The organism is Pseudomonas sp. K8, assembly GCF_014889455.1.
Taxonomy (GTDB): domain Bacteria; phylum Pseudomonadota; class Gammaproteobacteria; order Pseudomonadales; family Pseudomonadaceae; genus Aquipseudomonas; species Aquipseudomonas veronii.
The window spans coordinates 1-17,671 of the sequence record NZ_VJWO01000006.1 but is presented as its reverse complement, the minus strand read 5'-3'; the positions used below and the strand labels follow the sequence as shown (position 1 = coordinate 17,671).

Annotated in this window: 13 protein-coding genes; all 13 read left to right on the top strand. The window is 65.2% G+C overall.

Features of this window, described 5'->3' with window-relative positions; genetic code table 11:
* Window positions 1–194 precede the first annotated feature (194 nt).
* The 13 genes from tagH to INT12_RS06045 all read left to right on the top strand — a co-directional run bounded on the left by tagH (window position 195) and on the right by INT12_RS06045 (window position 17,658).
* A complete protein-coding gene (gene tagH / locus INT12_RS06105; RefSeq protein ID WP_193040519.1) occupies window positions 195–1,505 on the top strand; it encodes a type VI secretion system-associated FHA domain protein TagH in 1,311 nt (436 codons plus the stop codon).
* Between the two features lie 52 nt (window positions 1,506–1,557).
* Window positions 1,558–2,070, top strand: coding sequence for a type VI secretion system lipoprotein TssJ (tssJ, locus tag INT12_RS06100; RefSeq protein WP_193040518.1), 513 nt, complete (start codon window positions 1,558–1,560; stop codon window positions 2,068–2,070).
* 18 nt (window positions 2,071–2,088) lie between these two features.
* Entirely contained in the window at window positions 2,089–3,423 is a 1,335-nt protein-coding gene (tssK, locus tag INT12_RS06095; protein ID WP_193040517.1) for a type VI secretion system baseplate subunit TssK, read from the top strand.
* 6 nt (window positions 3,424–3,429) lie between these two features.
* Entirely contained in the window at window positions 3,430–4,719 is a 1,290-nt protein-coding gene (locus INT12_RS06090) for a DotU family type VI secretion system protein (protein WP_017849973.1), read from the top strand.
* Window positions 4,716–8,216 carry a type VI secretion system membrane subunit TssM gene (gene tssM / locus INT12_RS06085; protein WP_104904238.1) on the top strand — a complete coding sequence of 1,167 codons (3,501 nt, stop codon included), beginning with the start codon at window positions 4,716–4,718 and terminating at the stop codon, window positions 8,214–8,216. The genes INT12_RS06090 and tssM overlap by 4 nt, the downstream gene beginning before the upstream one ends.
* Complete coding sequence (tagF, locus tag INT12_RS06080) at window positions 8,213–8,866, top strand: type VI secretion system-associated protein TagF (RefSeq protein ID WP_046488982.1); 654 nt, start codon at window positions 8,213–8,215, stop codon at window positions 8,864–8,866. The genes tssM and tagF overlap by 4 nt, the downstream gene beginning before the upstream one ends.
* The gene (locus INT12_RS06075; protein WP_017849970.1) at window positions 8,867–9,586 is read left to right on the top strand and encodes a PP2C family protein-serine/threonine phosphatase; all 720 of its coding nucleotides are present in this window, start codon (window positions 8,867–8,869) and stop codon (window positions 9,584–9,586) included.
* Window positions 9,583–12,552: a serine/threonine-protein kinase gene (locus tag INT12_RS06070; protein ID WP_193040515.1), complete on the top strand. Its 2,970-nt coding sequence runs from the start codon at window positions 9,583–9,585 to the stop codon at window positions 12,550–12,552. The genes INT12_RS06075 and INT12_RS06070 overlap by 4 nt, the downstream gene beginning before the upstream one ends.
* Window positions 12,552–13,256, top strand: a complete 705-nt coding sequence (locus INT12_RS06065) for an ABC transporter ATP-binding protein (RefSeq protein WP_104904241.1) — start codon at window positions 12,552–12,554, stop codon at window positions 13,254–13,256. The genes INT12_RS06070 and INT12_RS06065 overlap by 1 nt, the downstream gene beginning before the upstream one ends.
* The gene (locus tag INT12_RS06060; RefSeq protein ID WP_193040514.1) at window positions 13,256–14,440 is read left to right on the top strand and encodes an ABC transporter permease; all 1,185 of its coding nucleotides are present in this window, start codon (window positions 13,256–13,258) and stop codon (window positions 14,438–14,440) included. Before INT12_RS06065 ends, INT12_RS06060 begins: the two co-directional genes overlap by 1 nt.
* Window positions 14,433–16,145 (top strand): formylglycine-generating enzyme family protein, encoded by a 1,713-nt coding sequence (locus INT12_RS06055; protein WP_017849966.1) that lies wholly within the window; start codon window positions 14,433–14,435, stop codon window positions 16,143–16,145. Before INT12_RS06060 ends, INT12_RS06055 begins: the two co-directional genes overlap by 8 nt.
* Before the next feature lie 84 nt (window positions 16,146–16,229).
* Window positions 16,230–17,159 carry a type VI secretion system-associated lipoprotein TagQ gene (gene tagQ, locus INT12_RS06050; RefSeq protein ID WP_193041215.1) on the top strand — a complete coding sequence of 310 codons (930 nt, stop codon included), beginning with the start codon at window positions 16,230–16,232 and terminating at the stop codon, window positions 17,157–17,159.
* A 124-nt stretch (window positions 17,160–17,283) separates the two neighbouring features.
* Entirely contained in the window at window positions 17,284–17,658 is a 375-nt protein-coding gene (locus INT12_RS06045; RefSeq protein ID WP_046385148.1) for a hypothetical protein, read from the top strand.
* Window positions 17,659–17,671 lie beyond the last annotated feature (13 nt).

Genomic DNA, 17,671 nt, shown 5'->3' with positions numbered 1-17,671 from the left:
TACTTAACAACCTGCGCGACTGGTGAGTCGAGAGGTGTTCCGCGACAGGGTTTTTGTCATTGAGGCCAGTTAAGATCTGCGATCATGCTGGCAAAAAGCAGATTATGACCGTGGTTCGCGTCGCCTGGCGCGATCTCTCGGGAAAGGCGCTCGCCGGGAATCGATTGCGCGCGAAGTATCAGCAAGGAGGCAAGATGTCGCTGTGTTTGACTATCACTAGTTATCACAAGATTACCCCTGGGCAGTGTGCCGAAAAGTCCTTGAACCAGGGCTCGATAGCTATCGGCCGCAGCTCGGATAATGACTGGGTATTGCCTGATCCCGAGCGTCTGGTGTCCTCGAAACATTGCGTAATTCAATACAAAGATGGTCGTTATTATTTAACCGATAACAGTACAAACGGTGTGGAGTTGGTTAACGCCGGCATCCGTCTGCGCCGGGGTAATAGCGAGCCGTTGCAGGATGGCGAGCTGATCCGCATCGGTGATTACGAAATCCAGGCGCGCATCGATTTCAACGTACAGGCTGCGGATAGCCAGGCGTTTGCCGGGGATTCCCCGAACAGTTTTGAAGCGCTGATGGGCGCCGTCGCCAGCAAGCCGGTAGCCACGCCGGTGATCGCGCCGCAGTTCCAGGGCGCGTCGTCGATGGACACCTTGCCGGACCTCTTCGATTTTCTCAGCCCGACCGCCGTGCCGCCGCCGACCGTGGCCGATCATGTGCCGTCCGAGCAACACGACTTCCGCCCACCGACCCCGGTGGCCGTGCCGCCGGCCGCGTCGGGTTCGGTCATCCCCGAGGATTGGGACCTGTTTGGTGACACACCGGCGCCGGTGGTCAGCGCACCGCCACCGCCTGCGCCGGTGATCGCGCCGCCACCTGTGGTTGAGCCTGTGCTCCCGGTGGCCGCCGCCCAGCAACCCGATCTTTTGCACGCCTTCCTGCGCGGCGCCGGCCTGGACCCATTGCGCCTGGACAAGGCCCAGGCCGAAGCCCAGATGGAAAGCATCGGCCGCAGCTACCGGCTGATGGTCGAAGGCCTGATCGACGTGTTGCGTGCCCGCGCCAGCCTCAAGGGCGAATTCCGCATGCAGCAGACGATGATCCAGCCCGCGGAAAACAATCCGTTGAAATTCGCCCCGAATGCCGACGAAGCGCTACAGCTGCTGCTGCGTCATGGCAACCAAGCGTTTATGGCACCGGACATCGCAGTGCGCGACAGTTTCGACGACCTGCGCGCTCACCAATTGGCGGTGATGGCCGGTGTGGAAGCGGCGATCAAACACCTGCTCAGCCGCTTCGAACCGGCGCAGCTGGAAGAACGCATGGGCAAGCCCGGCGGGCTGTCGAGCCTGTTCAGCGGCTCGCGCCAGGCCCAGTACTGGCAGCAGTTCACCGAGCTTTACAGCAATATTTCCCGCGAGGCCCAGGACGATTTCCAGGACCTGTTCGGCCGCGAATTCAGCCGAGCCTACGAAGAGCACAGCGCACGCCAGCGTCGCTGAGCCGCAACACATGGATAAAACGGAAAGCTAAGTACGTCATTGAGGACGAAGGATGATTCCCAGGTTTTTACTCGCAGTGGCCAGCCTGCTGATGCTGGCGGCATGTACCAAGGATGTCGCCGAACCCCAGGCCAGCGCCGCCGAGGTTGAAGCGAACAGCGCTGCCGTCGAGTTGCACTTTCACGCGATTGCCGGGCTCAACCCCGGCGCCAACGGCCAGGCCGCCCCGGTGCGCGTGCGGATTTTCGAACTGAAAAACGCCGCCACCTTCGGCCGTTCGGATTACTTCGCCCTGGCTGACCATGCGCAATCCACCCTCGGCCTCGACCTGCTGGACCAGGACGAAGTGATGGTGCAGCCCGGCCAGCAGTTGAGCATCCAGCGCGACCTCGACCCGTCCACCCGCCAGATCGGCCTGTTGGTGGGCTACCGCGAGCTGGACCGCGCGCAATGGCGCACGGTGCTCAACGTGCCGTCGCGCCAATACACCGAATACCAGATCAGCCTCGATGTGCGCGCCGTGCGTGCGGACGTCGTGGTTTCCCCATCCAGCCCAGCCCAATAACAAGCAATCGGAGCCCCCATGTCCTGGAACAATCGCGTGGTCTGGTCGGAAGGCATGTTCATCGGAACGCAGCACTTCCAGCAGCATGACCGTTACCTGGAAAACCTGATCGACGCCCGCAGTCGCCCGTTGTCGGCCGGGGCCTGGGGGTTTTCCGAGCTGCTGATCGATCAGGGCCTGCTGGCCCAGGGCAAGCTGGCGATTGTGTCGGCACGCGGTCTGCTGCCCGACGGCACGCCGTTCAATATCCCCCAGGATGACTTGGCGCCCAGCCCGCTGAATATCGACGACAGCCTGCGCGACGGTCTCGTCTACCTGGCCTTGCCGCTCAAGCGCGCAGGGGCCCGCGACACCGTCGACGACGGCGAAGCGCTTGGCGCCGCCCGCTACGTGAGCCAGGTGCGCGAAGTGCGTGACGACAACGCACCGTTCGAGAACCGCGCCCCGGTGGCCGTCGGCTCCCGTGCGCTGCGCCTGTTGACCGCGCAGGACGGCATCAGCGATTACGCGGCCATCGGCCTGGTGCGTATCAAGGAAAAACGCGCCGACCGTGCGCTGGTCCTCGACGACAGCTACATCCCGCCAGCCCTCGATGTGGCCGCGAGCAAACCGCTGACCGCGTTTCGCAGCGAACTGCTCGGCCTGCTGCACCAGCGCGGCGAAGCCCTGGCCGGGCGCGTGGTCGCTTCGGGCGCGGGCGGCGCGTCGGAGATTGCCGACTTCATGCTGTTGCAACTGGTCAACCGTGCCCAGCCGCTGATCCAGCACCTCAGCCAACTGAGCCCGCTGCACCCGGAGCGGTTGTTCAGCGAACTGGTCAGCCTGGCCGGTGAGTTCGCTACCTTCTCCACCACCGGCCGGCGCCCCCAGGAATACCCGCAGTACCAGCACGACGACCTGGCCTTGAGTTTTGCCCCGGTGATGCAGGCCCTGCGTGAAGCGCTGTCGATGTTGATCGACAGCAAGGCCACGCCGATCCCGATCGTCGAGAAAGCCTACGGCATCCACGTGGCAATGCTCGCCGACAAAACCCTGATCGACAGCGCCAGTTTCATCCTCGTGGTACGCGCCGATGTGCCCGGCGAGACCCTGCGCGCGCGCTTCGGCCAGCAGAGCAAAGTCGGCTCGGTGGAGCACATTCGCGACCTGGTCAACCTGCAACTGCCCGGCATTGGCCTGCTGCCGTTGCCGGTGGCGCCGCGCCAACTGCCGTACCACGCAGGCTCGACCTATTACGAGCTGGACCGGGGCAGCGAGCACTGGCAGCAGTTGAGCAATTCCGGCGGCTTTGCCTTCCATATCGCCGGGCAGTTCCCGGGCTTGAACCTGGCCTTCTGGGCGATCCGAGGATAATCCGCGATGCACCCCAATGATGATGATCGCACCCAGTTCATGCCGCGCCCGGGTGGCCGAGCGCCCGAACCCGCGCGTGCAGAACCGGCGCCGCTGTCGATGCCGGCCGCGCCGATCCTGACCGGCAAAAGCCACGGCCTGAACCCGCTGGAAAGCGCCGCCGGCCCGCTGCTGGCCTTGCTGACACGCCTGCGCAACACCATCGCCCACCCGGCGCCGGCCAGTTTGCGTGCGCAGTTGCTGGCCTATCTGCGCCAGTTCGAAGAGCGCGCCGAAGCTGCTGGCGTGGCGCGCAACGAAGTGCTGCTGGCGCGTTACGCCCTGTGTACCGCACTGGATGAGGCAGTGTTGAGCACGCCGTGGGGCAGCACCAGCGATTGGGGCAAGCAGAGCCTGCTGATCACCGTTCACAACGAAGCCTGGGGCGGCGAAAAGGTCTTCCAGCTACTCGACCATTGCCTGCAAAGCCCACGCGAGCGCTTGTACCTGCTGGAACTGTTGTACCTGTGCATGTGCCTGGGTTTCGAAGGCCGCTACCGCGTGATGAACGATGGTCGCAGCCAGTTGGAAGCCCTGCGTGAACGTACCGCCGCGGCGATTCGCAGCGCCCGGGGCGACCACGAGCGCGAGCTGTCGCCGCACTGGCGCGGCGTGACCGTGGCGCGCGATCGCCTGGCGCAGTTCATGCCGCCGTGGATCGCCGTGGCCATCGGCCTGGCGCTGCTGCTGGCGTTGCTGTTCGGCCTGCGCCTGAAGCTGGCCGCAGACGCCGAGCCGGTGTTCAAGAATATCCATGCCCTGGGCGAGATCCCGGTGCAGGCCATCGACCGCCCCGTGGCGCAGCCGAAAGTGATCGAGCGCCCGCGCCTGGCCGGTTTTCTGGTGGAAGACATCAAGGCCGGTCGCGTCGCGGTGGAAGACAAGGTCGACCGTTCCGTCGTGACGATCCGCGGTGATGAGCTCTTTGCGTCGGCCAGCTCCAGCATCGTCGACGACTACCAGCCGCTGATGCTGCGCATCGCCGACGCAATCCGCAAGGTCAAGGGCCAGGTGCGCGTCACCGGGCACAGCGACAACCGCCCGATTGCCACGCTGCGCTTCCCGTCCAACTGGGCCTTGTCCGAAGCGCGGGCCAAGTCGGTGCTGGAGATCCTCGCGGCCAAGACCGGCCAGGGCGATCGCTTCAGTGCCGAGGGCAGAAGCGACACCGAGCCGGTGGCGACCAACGCCACCGCCGAAGGCCGTGCCCGCAATCGTCGGGTTGAAATCACCGTACTCGCGGAGGGCGTCGAGTGAAGGCGTTTTTCAGTTTCATGATTCGCTGGGTGATCCCGTTGCTGGGCCTGATCGCCCTGAGCCTGATCATCTGGTTTGTCGGGCCCCTGCTCGACGTGCTGGTGCCCGAAGGGCGGCGCTGGGCGCTGATCGTCCTGCTGTTTGCGGCCTGGCTCGCCTACCGTGTGTTCCGCATCCTCCAGGCCCGTCGCCAGGCCGCCGAAGTGATGCGCAGCCTGGCCGCGCAAACCCCGGCCGACCCCAACAGCGTCGCCACCGCCGAAGAACTCACCAGCCTGCGCCAGCGCATGGACGAAGCCCTGGCCCTGCTGAAAAAAGCCAAGCTCGGCGGGGATGAGCGGCGCAACCTCTACGAGCTGCCGTGGTACGTGATCATCGGCCCGCCGGGTTCGGGCAAGACCACCGCGCTGGTCAATTCCGGGCTGCATTTCCCGCTGGCTGCCCAATTGGGCGCCGGGGCGGTGCGGGGCGTCGGCGGCACGCGCAACTGCGACTGGTGGTTTACCGACCAGGCCGTATTGCTCGATACCGCCGGCCGCTACACCACCCAGGACAGCAACTCCCCGGTGGACAAAGCCGCCTGGCTGGGCTTCCTCGACCTGTTGAAAAAGCAGCGCTCGCGCCGCCCGATCGATGGCGCCTTTATCGCCATCAGCCTGTCGGACCTGCTGCTGGGCAGCGAAGCCGAACGCGCTGCCCACGCGGCGGCGATTCGCCTGCGTATCCAGGAGCTGTACACCCAGCTGGGCGTGCGTTTCCCGATCTACCTGATGCTGACCAAGCTCGACCTGGTGCCGGGTTTCATGGAGTTCTTCGACAACCTGAGCAAGGAAGAACGCGCCCAGGTGTGGGGCATGACCTTTGCCCTGGACGACGGCAAGCACAGCGACAGCCCCCTGGCGCACCTGCAAAGCGAATTCGCCGGCCTCGAGCAGCGCCTCAACGAACGCCTGGTCGAACGCCTGCAACAGGAACGCGACCCGGCGCGGCGCGACCTGATCTACGGCTTCCCGCAGCAGTTCGGCGCATTGAAAGATTGCCTGCAAAGCTTCCTCGAAGGCGTGTTCAAACCCAACGCCTTTGAAGAGCGCGTCTTGCTGCGCGGCGTGTATTTCACCAGCGGCACCCAGGAAGGCAGCCCGATCGATCGCTTGATCGGCACCATGGCCCAGAGCATGAACCTGGACCGCCAGCACTTGGCACGCCAGAGCGGCAGCGGGCGCAGTTACTTCATCGAGAAACTGTTCAGCGCGGTCGCCTTTGCCGAGCGCGGGCTGGTGGGCGTCAACCCGCAGGTCGAGCGGCGGCGCAAATGGATCGCACGCGGCGTGCTCGCGGCCACCGTGGCGCTGGTGATCGTGGTCAGCAGCCTGTGGTGGGTCAGTTATCGCGCCAACCAGGCGTATATCGCCCAGGTCGACCAGAAGGTCGCGCCCCTGGGCCAGGCCGTACAGAACCTCAGCCCGGCACAGCGCGAAGTGCTCGCCGTGTTGCCGTTGCTCAACGCGGTGAAACACCTCGCCGGGGATTCGCCAAGTTGGTCCGAGGGCCTGGGCCTGTATCAGGGCGATATGCTCGAAGCCGAATCCGCCAGCGTCTATCGCAAGCTGTTGATCGCCGTCTTCGCGCCGCGCCTGGTGACGCGCATCGAGGAGCAACTGCACGGCGGCGGTAACTCCGACTTCCTTTACGAAGGCCTCAAGGCCTACCTGATGCTCGCCGACACCGAGCATTACGACGCGGACTTCATCAAGGCCTGGATCGCCCTCGACTGGGACCGCAACCTGCCGCGCGACCTGCCTGCCGATCAGCGCCAGGCGCTGGCCGAACACTTGCAGGCGTTGTTCGAACGTCACCCGCCGAGCGCACGCCTCGATGCGCGCTTGATCGACGACCTGCGTCGGCAGTTGCAACAACTGCCGGTGGCTCAGCGTGTGTATGACCGGGTCAAACGCCAGAAACTGCCCGACGGCATTCCGGACTTCCGCCTCAACGAAGCCGCCGGTCGCGACGCCGCATTGGTGTTCAGCCGCAAAAGCGGCAAGCCGTTGGGCGAGCCGCTGAGTGGTTTCTTCACCGCCAAGGGCTATCGCCAGGCGTTCCTGCTGCGCAGCCTGAACCAGACCGGCACCCTGGCCGAAGAGCAATGGGTGCTCGGCCATGAGCAGGCCGACCAGCAGAACGTGGTCAGCCTGGCCGCCGACGTGCGCCGCCTGTACTTCCAGGACTACCAGCGCCAGTGGGATGCGTTGCTCGCCGACATCGACTTTGTGCCGATCACCAGCGTGGCCCAGGCGGCGGACGTGCTGCGGGTGATTTCCGGGCCGACCTCGCCGCTGAAAAAACTGCTGGTGGCGGTGGCCAGGGAAACCGACTTGCAGGCAGAGGAACGCCAGTTGGCGGCCAAGGGCGTGCCGGTCGAAGGCGGCGTGGACAAGCTCAAGGAACGCCTGGGCAACCTGCTCGGCCAGGCGCAACCGAACGCGGATGCGCCGGCCGCTGCGGACGACCCGGTGACCGCGCACTTCGCCGAGCTCAACAGCATCGTCAGCAAGAACGAAGGCGAACCGGCGGCCATCGACGGCCTGCTGGCGGATATGAACGCGCTGTACGTGCAAGTCAGCGCCATGGTCGGCGCCAGCGGCGATGCCTTGCTCGGTGAGGCCAAGAACCAGGCTGCAGCGGCGGCCACGCGGGTCAGCCTGAACGCCGAGCGCCAGCCGCCGCTGGTGCAGGGCATGGTCAAGTCGGTGGTCAACTCGACCACCAACAGCATGATGGGCGGGGTGCGCAACCAACTGAACGCGGCCTGGGTCAGCGAAGTGGTGAACGTGTATCGCCAGTCCCTGGCCGGGCGTTATCCGATGTCGCCGGGCAGCGCCCGTGACGCCACGCTGGATGATTTCGGCCAGTTCTTCGGCGTGGGCGGGGTGATGGATAACTACTTCCGCAAATACCTGCAACCCTACGTCGATACCTCCGCACAGACCTGGCGCTGGCAGCCGGGCGCGGCGCAGAAACTCGGGATTGCGCCGGGTGTGCTGCAAACCTTCCAGCGCGCGGCGACGATCCGCGATGCGTTCTTTCGCTCAGGCGGTACTCAGCCGATCGTGCGTTTCGAGCTCAAGCCGGTGGCGATGGACGCCAGCATCACCCAGTTCCTGCTCGACCTCGATGGCCAGCAATTGAGCTACGACCACGGCCCGAGCCGCCCGGTGGCGATGCAATGGCCGAACCCCGGCAGCATTGGCGTGGTGCGTATTTCGATCATGCCGCCGTCGGCCAGCGGTCGCTCCGGCGTGACCCTGGACGGCCCGTGGGCCTGGTTCCGCCTGCTGGAACAATCGGACCTCACGCCCGGCAATGCGCCGGACCGCTTCAGCCTGCGCCTGCGGGTCGACGGTGCGAGCATCGCCTACGAATTGCGTGCCAACAGCGCCTTCAACCCGTTCAAGAGCCGCGTGCTCAGTGGCTTCAGCCTGCCGGAGCGGTTATGACGACGTTGGGCTTCTACGGCAAGTTGGCCAGTCGCGGCGATTTTGTCAGTCGCGCCTTGCCGCAGAGCTTTATCGGCCCGTGGGACAGCTGGCTGGCGGCGGGCCTGCTCGCCAGTCAACACAGCCTCGGCGCCGGCTGGCTCAACGTGTATCTGGTCAGCCCGCTGTGGCGCTTTGTGCTGGCGCCCGGCGTGTGCGGGCCGAACGCGGCGGCGGGCGTGGTGATGCCGAGCATCGACCGGGTCGGGCGGTATTTCCCGCTGGCCGTGGTTGCGTTGCTCGATCACGACACCAACCCGGCGTCCCTGGTGGGTGGCCCGGACCGCTGGTTTGAAGAGGCCGAAGAGCTGTTGCTCGGCACCCTGGATGCCGGTGCCACCTTCGAGAATTTCAACGCCGGCCTCGACAGCCTGGGCTTGCCGGCGACGGAACCGCGCGCGGTGGACAGCCGTTTCGCCGGGCTGCAGCGGGTAGCCGCCACGGAACCCCATGCGCGCATGACCGCACTCGCCGAACAGGCCTGCGAAGGCGCCAGCCTGTGGTGGGGGCGGGGTTCGCAGACGATTTCCCCTGGTTTATTGCGGTGTCAGGGCCTGCCCGCCACCAGCGATTTTGCGCAGTTTTTGCTCGGACAAGAAGGTGTGATGTAGATGGGGTCGACGTACAAATCCGCGAGCAAAAGCCATGTGGGCATGGTTCGCCAGGTCAATGAAGACGCGTGCCTGGACCTGCCCGAGAATCGCCTGTGGGTGGTGGCCGACGGCATGGGTGGGCACGCCGCGGGGGATTACGTCAGCAGCCTGATCGTCGACAGCCTGCGCAGTGTGCCGCTGGGGCGTTCCCTCGAGGAATACTCGGCGGCCTTGCGCAACGACCTGATCCGTATCAACGCGGCCGTGCGTGAAGAAACCGCCAACCGTGGCGTGACCATGATGGGCAGCACCGTGGTGGTGTTCGCCGCACGCGGCTTGCGCGGCGTGTGCCTGTGGGCCGGCGACAGTCGCCTGTATCGCCTGCGCGACGGCGTGCTCGACGGCATTTCGCGCGACCACAGCTACGTGCAAGACCTGCAAGACAGCGGCCTGCTCAGCGAGGCCGATGCCCGCGTGCATCCGCGCGCCAACATCGTCACCCGCGCCATCGGTGTGGAAGCCCAACTGGAACTGGCGGTGGTCGACCTGCTGATCGCCCCCGGCGACAGTTACCTGCTGTGCAGCGATGGCCTGAACAAGACCGTCGAGGACCACGAGATCCGTGAAGTGCTCAACCATGACGCCCCGGATGAAATCGTGCGCAGCCTGGTCCACCTGGGGCTGAACCGCGGCGCACCGGACAACATCACCGCCATCGTCGTGAAGGTATCGGCATGAACATCGTGATCCCGGGCTACGACATCGAAGGCGAGATCGGCGAAGGCGCCATGGCCAGCGTATACCTGGCGACCCAGCGCTCGCTGGAGCGCAAGGTCGCGCTCAAGGTGATGGCGGCGGCGCTGGCGGCGGACCCGAGTTTCTGCGAGCGCTTCCTGCGCGAAGGCAAGACCCTGGCGCGGCTGTCGCACCCGCACACGGTGACCATCCATGACATCGGCAATGTCGGCGAGCTGTATTACATGGCCATGGAGTACCTGCCCAACGGCACGCTCAAGGAGCGCATCGCCGCCGGCCTCACTCCGGAGCAGGGCCTCACGCTGATCCGCCAGATCGCTTCGGCGCTGGGTTATGCCCATGCGCAGGGGTTGGTCCACCGCGACGTCAAGCCGGCGAACATTCTGTTCCGCGCCGACGGCACCGCCGTGCTGTCGGACTTCGGCATCGCCAAATCCCTGGACGACCGCACCCAGTTCACCCAGGCCGGTTTCGCCGTGGGCACGCCGAGCTACATGAGCCCGGAACAGGCGCGTGGCCAGGAAATCGATGGCCGCGCAGACCTGTATGCGCTGGGCGTGGTGCTCTATGAAATCCTCGTCGGCAAGCTGCCTTATAACGGCACCGACGCGCTCTCCACGGCCTTGGCCCACCTGACCGAGCCGCTGCCGGAACTGCCGCTGCATCATGGGCGTTATCAGGACGTGCTGCGCAAGCTGTTGGCCAAGGACCCGAATGAGCGCTTCCCGGATGCGGCGGCGTTGCTGCTGGCGCTGGATCAACTGCCGACCGAGTCGCCGGACGCCACGCAGGTGCGGCCGTTGCCGATTCCGCTGAGTTTCGATCTGGCCGGCATCACTCCGCAATCCATCGAGATCCCGACCGACAAGCCGCAACCGGCGCGCCAGCCGGTGGTGCCGCCAACCCCACGGCACACGGTGTCCGAGCAGCGCCGTGGGCCGGTACTGGCGTTGGCCGCCGTGGCGGTGGCGGTTGCCTTGGCCATAGGTGGCGCGGGTTACTGGTGGTTGAGCGGCAGTGATCAGCCTGCCAAGCCACCGGCTGCGACAGTGCCCAAGGTGACGCCACCGGTGGCGGTCGCCGAAGTGGACGGCGGTCAACGGCCCTTGCTGATGGCGGGCAAGAAAACCCTGTTCCAGCGCGTGCTCAGCAAGCCCGGCGCGAAACTCGCCAGCGCTGCCGGCAGCGCGCCAGGCAAAGCCCTGCCGGCGTTTTCCGTGCTCTATGTGTATCAGCGCAAGGACGTCGACGGCAGCCCATGGCTGCGCGTCGGTGCCGCCACCGATGGGCGCAGCGACGGTTGGTTGCCGGCCGCCCAGGTCAGCGACTGGAAGCAAAGCCTGGTGCTCAAGTTCACCGAACGCTCCGGCCGGGCGCCGGTGATGTTCCTGCGCCAATCCGGCGAAGTGGAAAAGCTGCTGGCCGACCCCGCCGCTGCGAAAGACGTGCTGGCCAAGGCGCAGAACAACCGCGACGACAACGGCCAGGTGCTGGCTCTGGAGCCGGCCGCCAGCGCGGTGCCGCAGAACCAGTTCTACCTGCTGCCGATCTTCGATTCCAAAGAGAGCTTCGACGACAACGGCCAGCCGGTGCAGTTGCTCAACGTCGCGTCCATCGACCCTGGCAGCAGCGCGGTCGCCAAGCCCGCGACCGCGCTGATCAACGCCAATGCCGATGCCTTCCGCACGGCGGTGGTGCTGGTGGTCGACACCACCGTGTCGATGCAGCCGTATATCGACCAGGTCCGCGATGTGGTCCACGAGCTGCAAACCCGCATCGCCGAACGCGGCGAGTTGGACAGCGTCAGCTTCGGCCTGGTGGGTTTTCGCAACAGCATCAAGAAAACCCCGGGCCTGGAATACGTGGCCAAGACCCTGATCACCCTCGACCAGGGCCGCGACCCGCAGCGCTTCCTCGACCTGGCGCGCGGGGTCAAGGCGTCGACCGTGTCCAGTCACTCCTTCAACGAGGACGCGTTTGCCGGAGTGATGCAGGCTGTCGAAGGCATGGACTGGTCCGGCTACGGCGGTCGTATCATCCTGCTGGTCACCGACGCTGGCGCGCTGCGCAAGAACGACCCGTTCGCCGCCACCCAGATGAACGAAGCTGAAGTGCGCCAGGCGGCGCTGGGCAAGCAGATCAAGATCTACGCCCTGCACCTGCGCACCGACGCCGGCAAGAAAACCCACGCCGGCGCCGAAAGCCAGTACCGCATCCTCACCGCCGACGCCAACCCGCAGATCGGCGACCTGTATACGAAGGTGCCGGGTGGCGATGTACGCAAGCTGGGCGAGCGCGTCGATGAGATCGGTACGGTGTTCGCCAACCTGGTGCATCAGGTACGCAATGACACGCCACAGCCGCTGCCCTTGCTGAGCGCCGCGCCAAGCCTGGCGGATAAATCCGCCGCCATCGGCTACGCCATGCACATGGACTTCCTCGGGCGCAAAGCTGCGAGCCAGGCGCCGCAACTGGTCAGCGCCTGGACCGCCGACCGCGACCTGACCAACCCGGCGCTGCCGGCGTTCCAGGTGTGCGTGATGTTGACCAAATTGCAGCTCAACGACCTGCAGCAGTCGCTGAAACTGATCGTCGACGCCGCCCGCAAAACCCAGACCTCGCCCAAAGACTTCTTCCAGGAAATCGCCAGCGCCTCGGCCTATATGAGCCGCGACCCGCAGGCCTTGCGCAAGGGCGGCAACCTGGCCGATGGCGGCATTCTCGGCGAATACCTGGAAGGCCTGCCGTACCGCAGCAAGTCGCTGAACATGACCCAGGACCTGTGGCTGTCGTTGAGCGTGGCCGAGCAGGAAGACTTTATCGACGAGCTGGATTCGAAGATCCGCCTCTATGAAACCTTCCACAATGACCTGGCCAACTGGGTCCGTTTCGGCGCTGCCGAGCCGGGCGATGCGTTGTACCGCGTCCCTTTGTCGACGCTGCCGTAATGCTGAACCTGAACGCGGTACACAAGAGCCGGGGCGTCGGTGCCCAGCGCTATAGCCTGGTGATTCCGGCGTTGCACCTGCGCACGGGGGAGCAAGTGGCGATTGTCGGGCCGAGCGGGTGCGGCAAAAGCACCTTGCTCGACCTGCTGGCCCTGGTGCTCGCGCCGGATCAGGTGGACCGCTTCGAATTCAATCAGACCGATATCGGCGGGTTGTGGCGCGCCGATCGGCAGACCGCCCTGGCCGAGCTGCGCAGCCGGCACCTCGGTTATGTCCTGCAAACCGGCGGCTTGCTGGGCTTTCTCGATGTGCGCAGCAATATCGCCTTGTCCCGGCAACTGCTGGGGTTGAAGGACGATGGCAGCGTGGCGCGCCTGGCTGAGCAATTGGAAATCAGCGATCAACTGGCCAAGAAGCCGGCGGCGCTGTCGGTCGGCCAACGGCAGCGCGTGAGCTGCGCCCGCGCCCTGGCCCATGCGCCGCAATTGGTCTTGGCCGATGAGCCGACCGCGTCCCTCGACCCGCTTAACGCCGAACGGGTGATGCAAGCGCTGTTGGCCCGCGCTCGCGAACACCGCGCCGCTTGCGTGATCGCCACCCATGACGAACCCCTGGCTCGCGCCAGCGGCTTGCAGGTGCGCCGTATCGCTTGCCGTCGCGACACTGATGGCGGCATCACCGCCACCCTCGGGGAGGTGTGCTGATGCGCCTCGGCCTGGTGGCTTCCCTGGCTTGGCAGGATTACCGCAACGATGCGTGGCTGTCGGCCTGCGCGGTGCTGGCGCTGGTTGCCGTCGTCGCGCCGTTGCTGGTGTTGTTCGGCCTGAAGTTCGGGCTGGTCAGCAGTCTGACCGAGCGCCTGGAGAACGACCCGGCCACCCGTGAAATTATTCCGTTGGGCGGTGGTCGATTCAGCCGCGCCTTTGTCGAGCAGTTGGGCCAGCGCGACGACGTGGCGTTCGCCATCCCGCGCACGCGGCAGATCGCGGCGACCGCGCAGGTGGGCACATTGACCCTGGAAATGCTGCCGACTGCGCCGGGCGATCCACTGCTCAACGGTTTGCCGATGCCCCAGGGTCTGGCGCAGATCGTGCTGAGCCACACCGCCGCCGAGAAGCTCGCGGCGCGGCCCGGGGATTGGCTGGAGACCGGCTTTGCGCGCCAGGTCGCGGGGCGCGTCGAAACCCGGCGCGCGCGTTTGCAGGTACTCGCGGTACTGCCGCTGGAAGCCTTCCCCCGCGACGGCCTGTTTGCTGAATTGAGCCTGCTGGAAGCGGTGGAAGACTACCGCGATGGCCGTGCCGTGCCAGCGCTGGGCTGGGACGGCGACGCGGTCGGCGCGGGCGAGCAGCGGGTGTATCCGGCGTTTCGCCTGTATGCGCGCAACCTCACCGATGTGGAGCCGCTGCGGGTGTTTTTCGCCGGGCAGAATCTGTTGGTGGCGACCGAGGCATTGAGCATCGCCCAGGTGCAGTCGTTGAGCCGCAACCTGTCGATCGTGTTCTGGATCATCGCCGGGTTGGCCTTGGCGGGGGCGTTCGCGGCGATCTTCGCCGGGGCGCTGGCCGCCGTGGCGCGCAAGCGCAGGGAGTTATCGGTGTTGCGCCTGTTGGGCTTTTCCACCGCCGCGCTGTTGCTGTTTGTGGTGCTGCAGGCGCTCTACAGCGCCGGCTTGGCCGCCGTGTTCAGTGCGGGTCTGTATGGCCTGGCCGAGGCGGGCTTGAATCAATTATTCGTGCAGGTGCCGGGCGAACACGCCAGCCACCTGCTGGCGCGTCATTACGGCCTGGCCCTGGTGGCTGTGCTCGGCGTCAGCGCCGTGGCGGCAGCCTGTGGCGGTTGGCGCGTGGCGCGTATCCAGGCTTCTGAAGGAATCCGAGATGTATAAGTTACTGGGCGCCGCCTTGGCGCTGAGCCTGGCCTCGCTGGCGTGGGCCGATGAGGCAAGCGATAAGCTCGACAACCCCAAGCCGTTGCCGGACGACGTCAGCCTGCCGCTGCCGTGCGAAGGCAACATGGTGTTCCGCTACGTCTATGTGCTGGCCCAAGGCACGTTGGACGACCGCGAGATCAGCCTCGGCTACCCCTTTGCCGAAGGCGAGGCGGGCTATCAGCAGTCGTTCATTTCCGGTTATCGCCGCGACTTCATCAACGGCCAGTTCAGCCTCAAGGACCTGCCGAAAGACTGGAACAACGTCATCACGCCCTTGATGCCGAAGACCGACGCGAAGACCCCGCTCAAGCCGATGCTCTACTTCATCGGCAAGTACGAAGTGACCGCGCGCCAATACGCCCTGGTGATGTCCCAGGCGCAATCGCTGGCCAGTGGCGAACCGGCGCCCGCGTGCGATGCGCCCAGTGGCATGGCCGGGCGTTTGCCCAAGGTCAAGCTGTCGCGCTTTGAAGCCGAACGCTTCTCGGCGGTGTACAGCGCCTGGCTGATGAAATACCACCGCGAGTTGCTGCCGGTGAGCGGGCGTGGTGCTTCGGCGGACGACGGCGGCCTGGGTTTTGTGCGCCTGCCCACCGAAGTGGAATGGGAGTTCGCCGCACGCGGGGCCCAGGCCGTGAGCCGCCAGGACTTGGAAGGGCGCCTGTTCCCGCGGCGCATCGAAGGCAGCGAAAGCGACGGCCCGCTGGCCGATTGGGCGGTGTTCAACCAAGTCGCCGGCGGCACCGGCCAGGCCGCGCGGCTGCTGCCCATCGGCACCAAATTGCCCAACCCGATCGGCCTGTTCGATGTGATCGGCAACGCGGCGGAAATGGTTCAGGAATCCTTCCAGCTGGTACACGCCGGGCGTCGCCAGGGCGCCTATGGCGGCTTTGTGGTCAAGGGCGGCAATTACCTGGAGGGCGAGGGCACGCTGTTCACCGGCATGCGCCGCGAGTACCCGTTGTTCGCCGCCGACGGCACCGAGCAAAGCAACGAGACCACCGGTTTTCGCGTGGCGATCGGCGCGCTGTCGGCACCGCGTTCGCGCTACAAGGAGCTGTTCGCGCAGTGGCAGAAAGAAGGCCGCCTGGCCTCGCTGACCGATGCCATCGATGACGCCCAGGACCCGACCAAGCGCCTGGACAGCATCATCGCCGCCAGCGTCGACCCACGCCTGCAAGCCGAGCTGGGGCTGGTCAACGAAGAGCTCAAGCGCAACGTCTCGCTGATCGCCCAGCAACGCGAAGAAGCGGCGGGCAACCTGATTCAGTCGGCGGCGTTGGTGGCCGAGACCATCAATAACTACAACATCCGCCTGACCAATCTGCAGAAGAGCCGCCAGCAGGCCGTGGACGCCAAGGACGAGGCCAGCGCGCAGCTGTTTGCCGCAGCCATTGCCAACGGGCGCAGCGCCCTCGACGGCGCAGTGGCGATCTATATCGACAACCTGGCCACCGGCACGCGTTACACCGATGCGGTGATCCAGGCGCAGTTTCAACGGATCAAGGAAGAGTTGGATCGCAAGCCAGTGCTCGGCAAAAGCCTGGTGACGCGCGCGACACTGTTCGTTCGCCATGTCGGCAACTACCGCAAGCAACAGCGGGCCGACCCGGCAACGATCTTGAAGGAATTGCTCGCAGCCAGTGGTCAGCGGTCTTGATCGTTGGCTATAGAGCGAGCTTGGAAGGGACTCAGGCGGCGGTGGGCCGTGCTGGGCAAGTCAAACTTAAAAGAGAACACACCTATGCTTTTTCCCCGTAAGGCGGTTTCCAAGCGTCACTTGCTGCTGATCGCAGCCGGTTTCAGCACCGTGTTGACTGGTTGCGCCACGTCGCCGACGTCCAAAGTCGCGTCGAGCACCAAGGTCGAGTATTACCCGAACTGCTACGAGCCGGTGCAGCACCTGCGCGCGACCGATTCGGACATGACCAAGTCGGTCGTCACCGGCGCGGCCATTGGCGCTGCCGGCGGTGCATTGCTCGGCGCCCTGACCGGCGACTCCGAGAAGCGCGGCCGTAACGCCGCAATCGGTGCCGCGGGCGGCGCCCTGGCTGGCGGCGCGGCGGGTTACTACACCGAGCGTCAGAAGCAGATCGCCGATGACAACCAGCGTATTGGCTCCTACGCAGCCGACGTCAATAAAAGCGCCTCCGACATCGACCGCAGCACCGCCTACGCCAAGGCCTCCCAGCAGTGCTACCAGAGCGCGTTCACCAAGCTGGTGGCCGACCGTAAGGCCAAGACCGTCAACGACACCGAAGGCCGCAAGCGCCTGGCGGAAATCGTCTCCGGCCTGAAGGAATCCAATGACCTGATCGTCGCGGTCAACGGCAAGGCCAGCGAAGACCTGAACAACTACACCCAGGCTTACGAGAAAGACCTGCAACAGGTGGGCGTGCAGCGCAACGACGTGGTCACCGTGGCGACAGCGGATGCCACTCCGGCGGTTGTACCGGCCAAGAAAGGTAAGTCGACCAGCAAAGTCGTGACCAAGCGTCCGCCGCTGCCTGTGGTGCCGAAAGAAGCGGTCTCCACCGAAAGAACCTTCCAGACTGCCCAGACCAAGCAAGATGAGAGCAAGAAGGTCGCCAGCGCCGGTAAAGCACAGATCGAAGGCACTTGCCGCGATCCGAACCTGGCCGACTGGGCGCCGGTACCGTGCCCTAACGTATAAGCAAGTTGTTGCTATAAGCGGTAAACGCCAACCGATCTCCGGCTAAAGCGCGAGATCGGTGGCGTTCTTTCGGTAATTCGTTACACTGCTGCGGCCACTCAATAATTACACCGAGGCCGTGTGCATGAAATTTCGTCTTCTCCTCTGGGTACTGGGCCTGATGATGGGCAAAGCCAGCCGCACCAACCCTGCGTTCCAGCAGCAGTTGGGTGACAAAGACCTGGCGTTCCAGTTGCAGACCCTCGACGGCAAGGTTGCCCGTCACTTCATCGTCAAAGACCAGCGCATCACCAGCCGCTCGGGTGTCCACCCTGCGCCGGCCTTCGCCATTGCCTTTAAAGACGCCGCCTATGGCTTCGCCACGATGCAGGCGAAGAACAAGCAACTGGCGTTCATGACGGGGATTCAGGACAAGTCGATCCAGATCAAGGGCAACCCGGCGCTGGTGATCTGGTTCCAGGGCTTGACCAAGTATTTGAAGCCGAAGAAAAAGCAGTAGACCGAGGTGGATT

Coding starts and splice junctions, on each gene's coding strand:
- INT12_RS06090 (WP_017849973.1), top strand. CDS start 3,430: ATGCACCCCAATGATGATGATCGCACCCAGTTCATGCCGCGCCCGGGT.
- INT12_RS06045 (WP_046385148.1), top strand. CDS start 17,284: ATGAAATTTCGTCTTCTCCTCTGGGTACTGGGCCTGATGATGGGCAAA.
- INT12_RS06070 (WP_193040515.1), top strand. CDS start 9,583: ATGAACATCGTGATCCCGGGCTACGACATCGAAGGCGAGATCGGCGAA.
- tagQ (WP_193041215.1), top strand. CDS start 16,230: ATGCTTTTTCCCCGTAAGGCGGTTTCCAAGCGTCACTTGCTGCTGATC.
- tssK (WP_193040517.1), top strand. CDS start 2,089: ATGTCCTGGAACAATCGCGTGGTCTGGTCGGAAGGCATGTTCATCGGA.
- INT12_RS06075 (WP_017849970.1), top strand. CDS start 8,867: ATGGGGTCGACGTACAAATCCGCGAGCAAAAGCCATGTGGGCATGGTT.
- tssJ (WP_193040518.1), top strand. CDS start 1,558: ATGATTCCCAGGTTTTTACTCGCAGTGGCCAGCCTGCTGATGCTGGCG.
- tagF (WP_046488982.1), top strand. CDS start 8,213: ATGACGACGTTGGGCTTCTACGGCAAGTTGGCCAGTCGCGGCGATTTT.
- tagH (WP_193040519.1), top strand. CDS start 195: ATGTCGCTGTGTTTGACTATCACTAGTTATCACAAGATTACCCCTGGG.
- INT12_RS06065 (WP_104904241.1), top strand. CDS start 12,552: ATGCTGAACCTGAACGCGGTACACAAGAGCCGGGGCGTCGGTGCCCAG.
- INT12_RS06055 (WP_017849966.1), top strand. CDS start 14,433: ATGTATAAGTTACTGGGCGCCGCCTTGGCGCTGAGCCTGGCCTCGCTG.
- INT12_RS06060 (WP_193040514.1), top strand. CDS start 13,256: ATGCGCCTCGGCCTGGTGGCTTCCCTGGCTTGGCAGGATTACCGCAAC.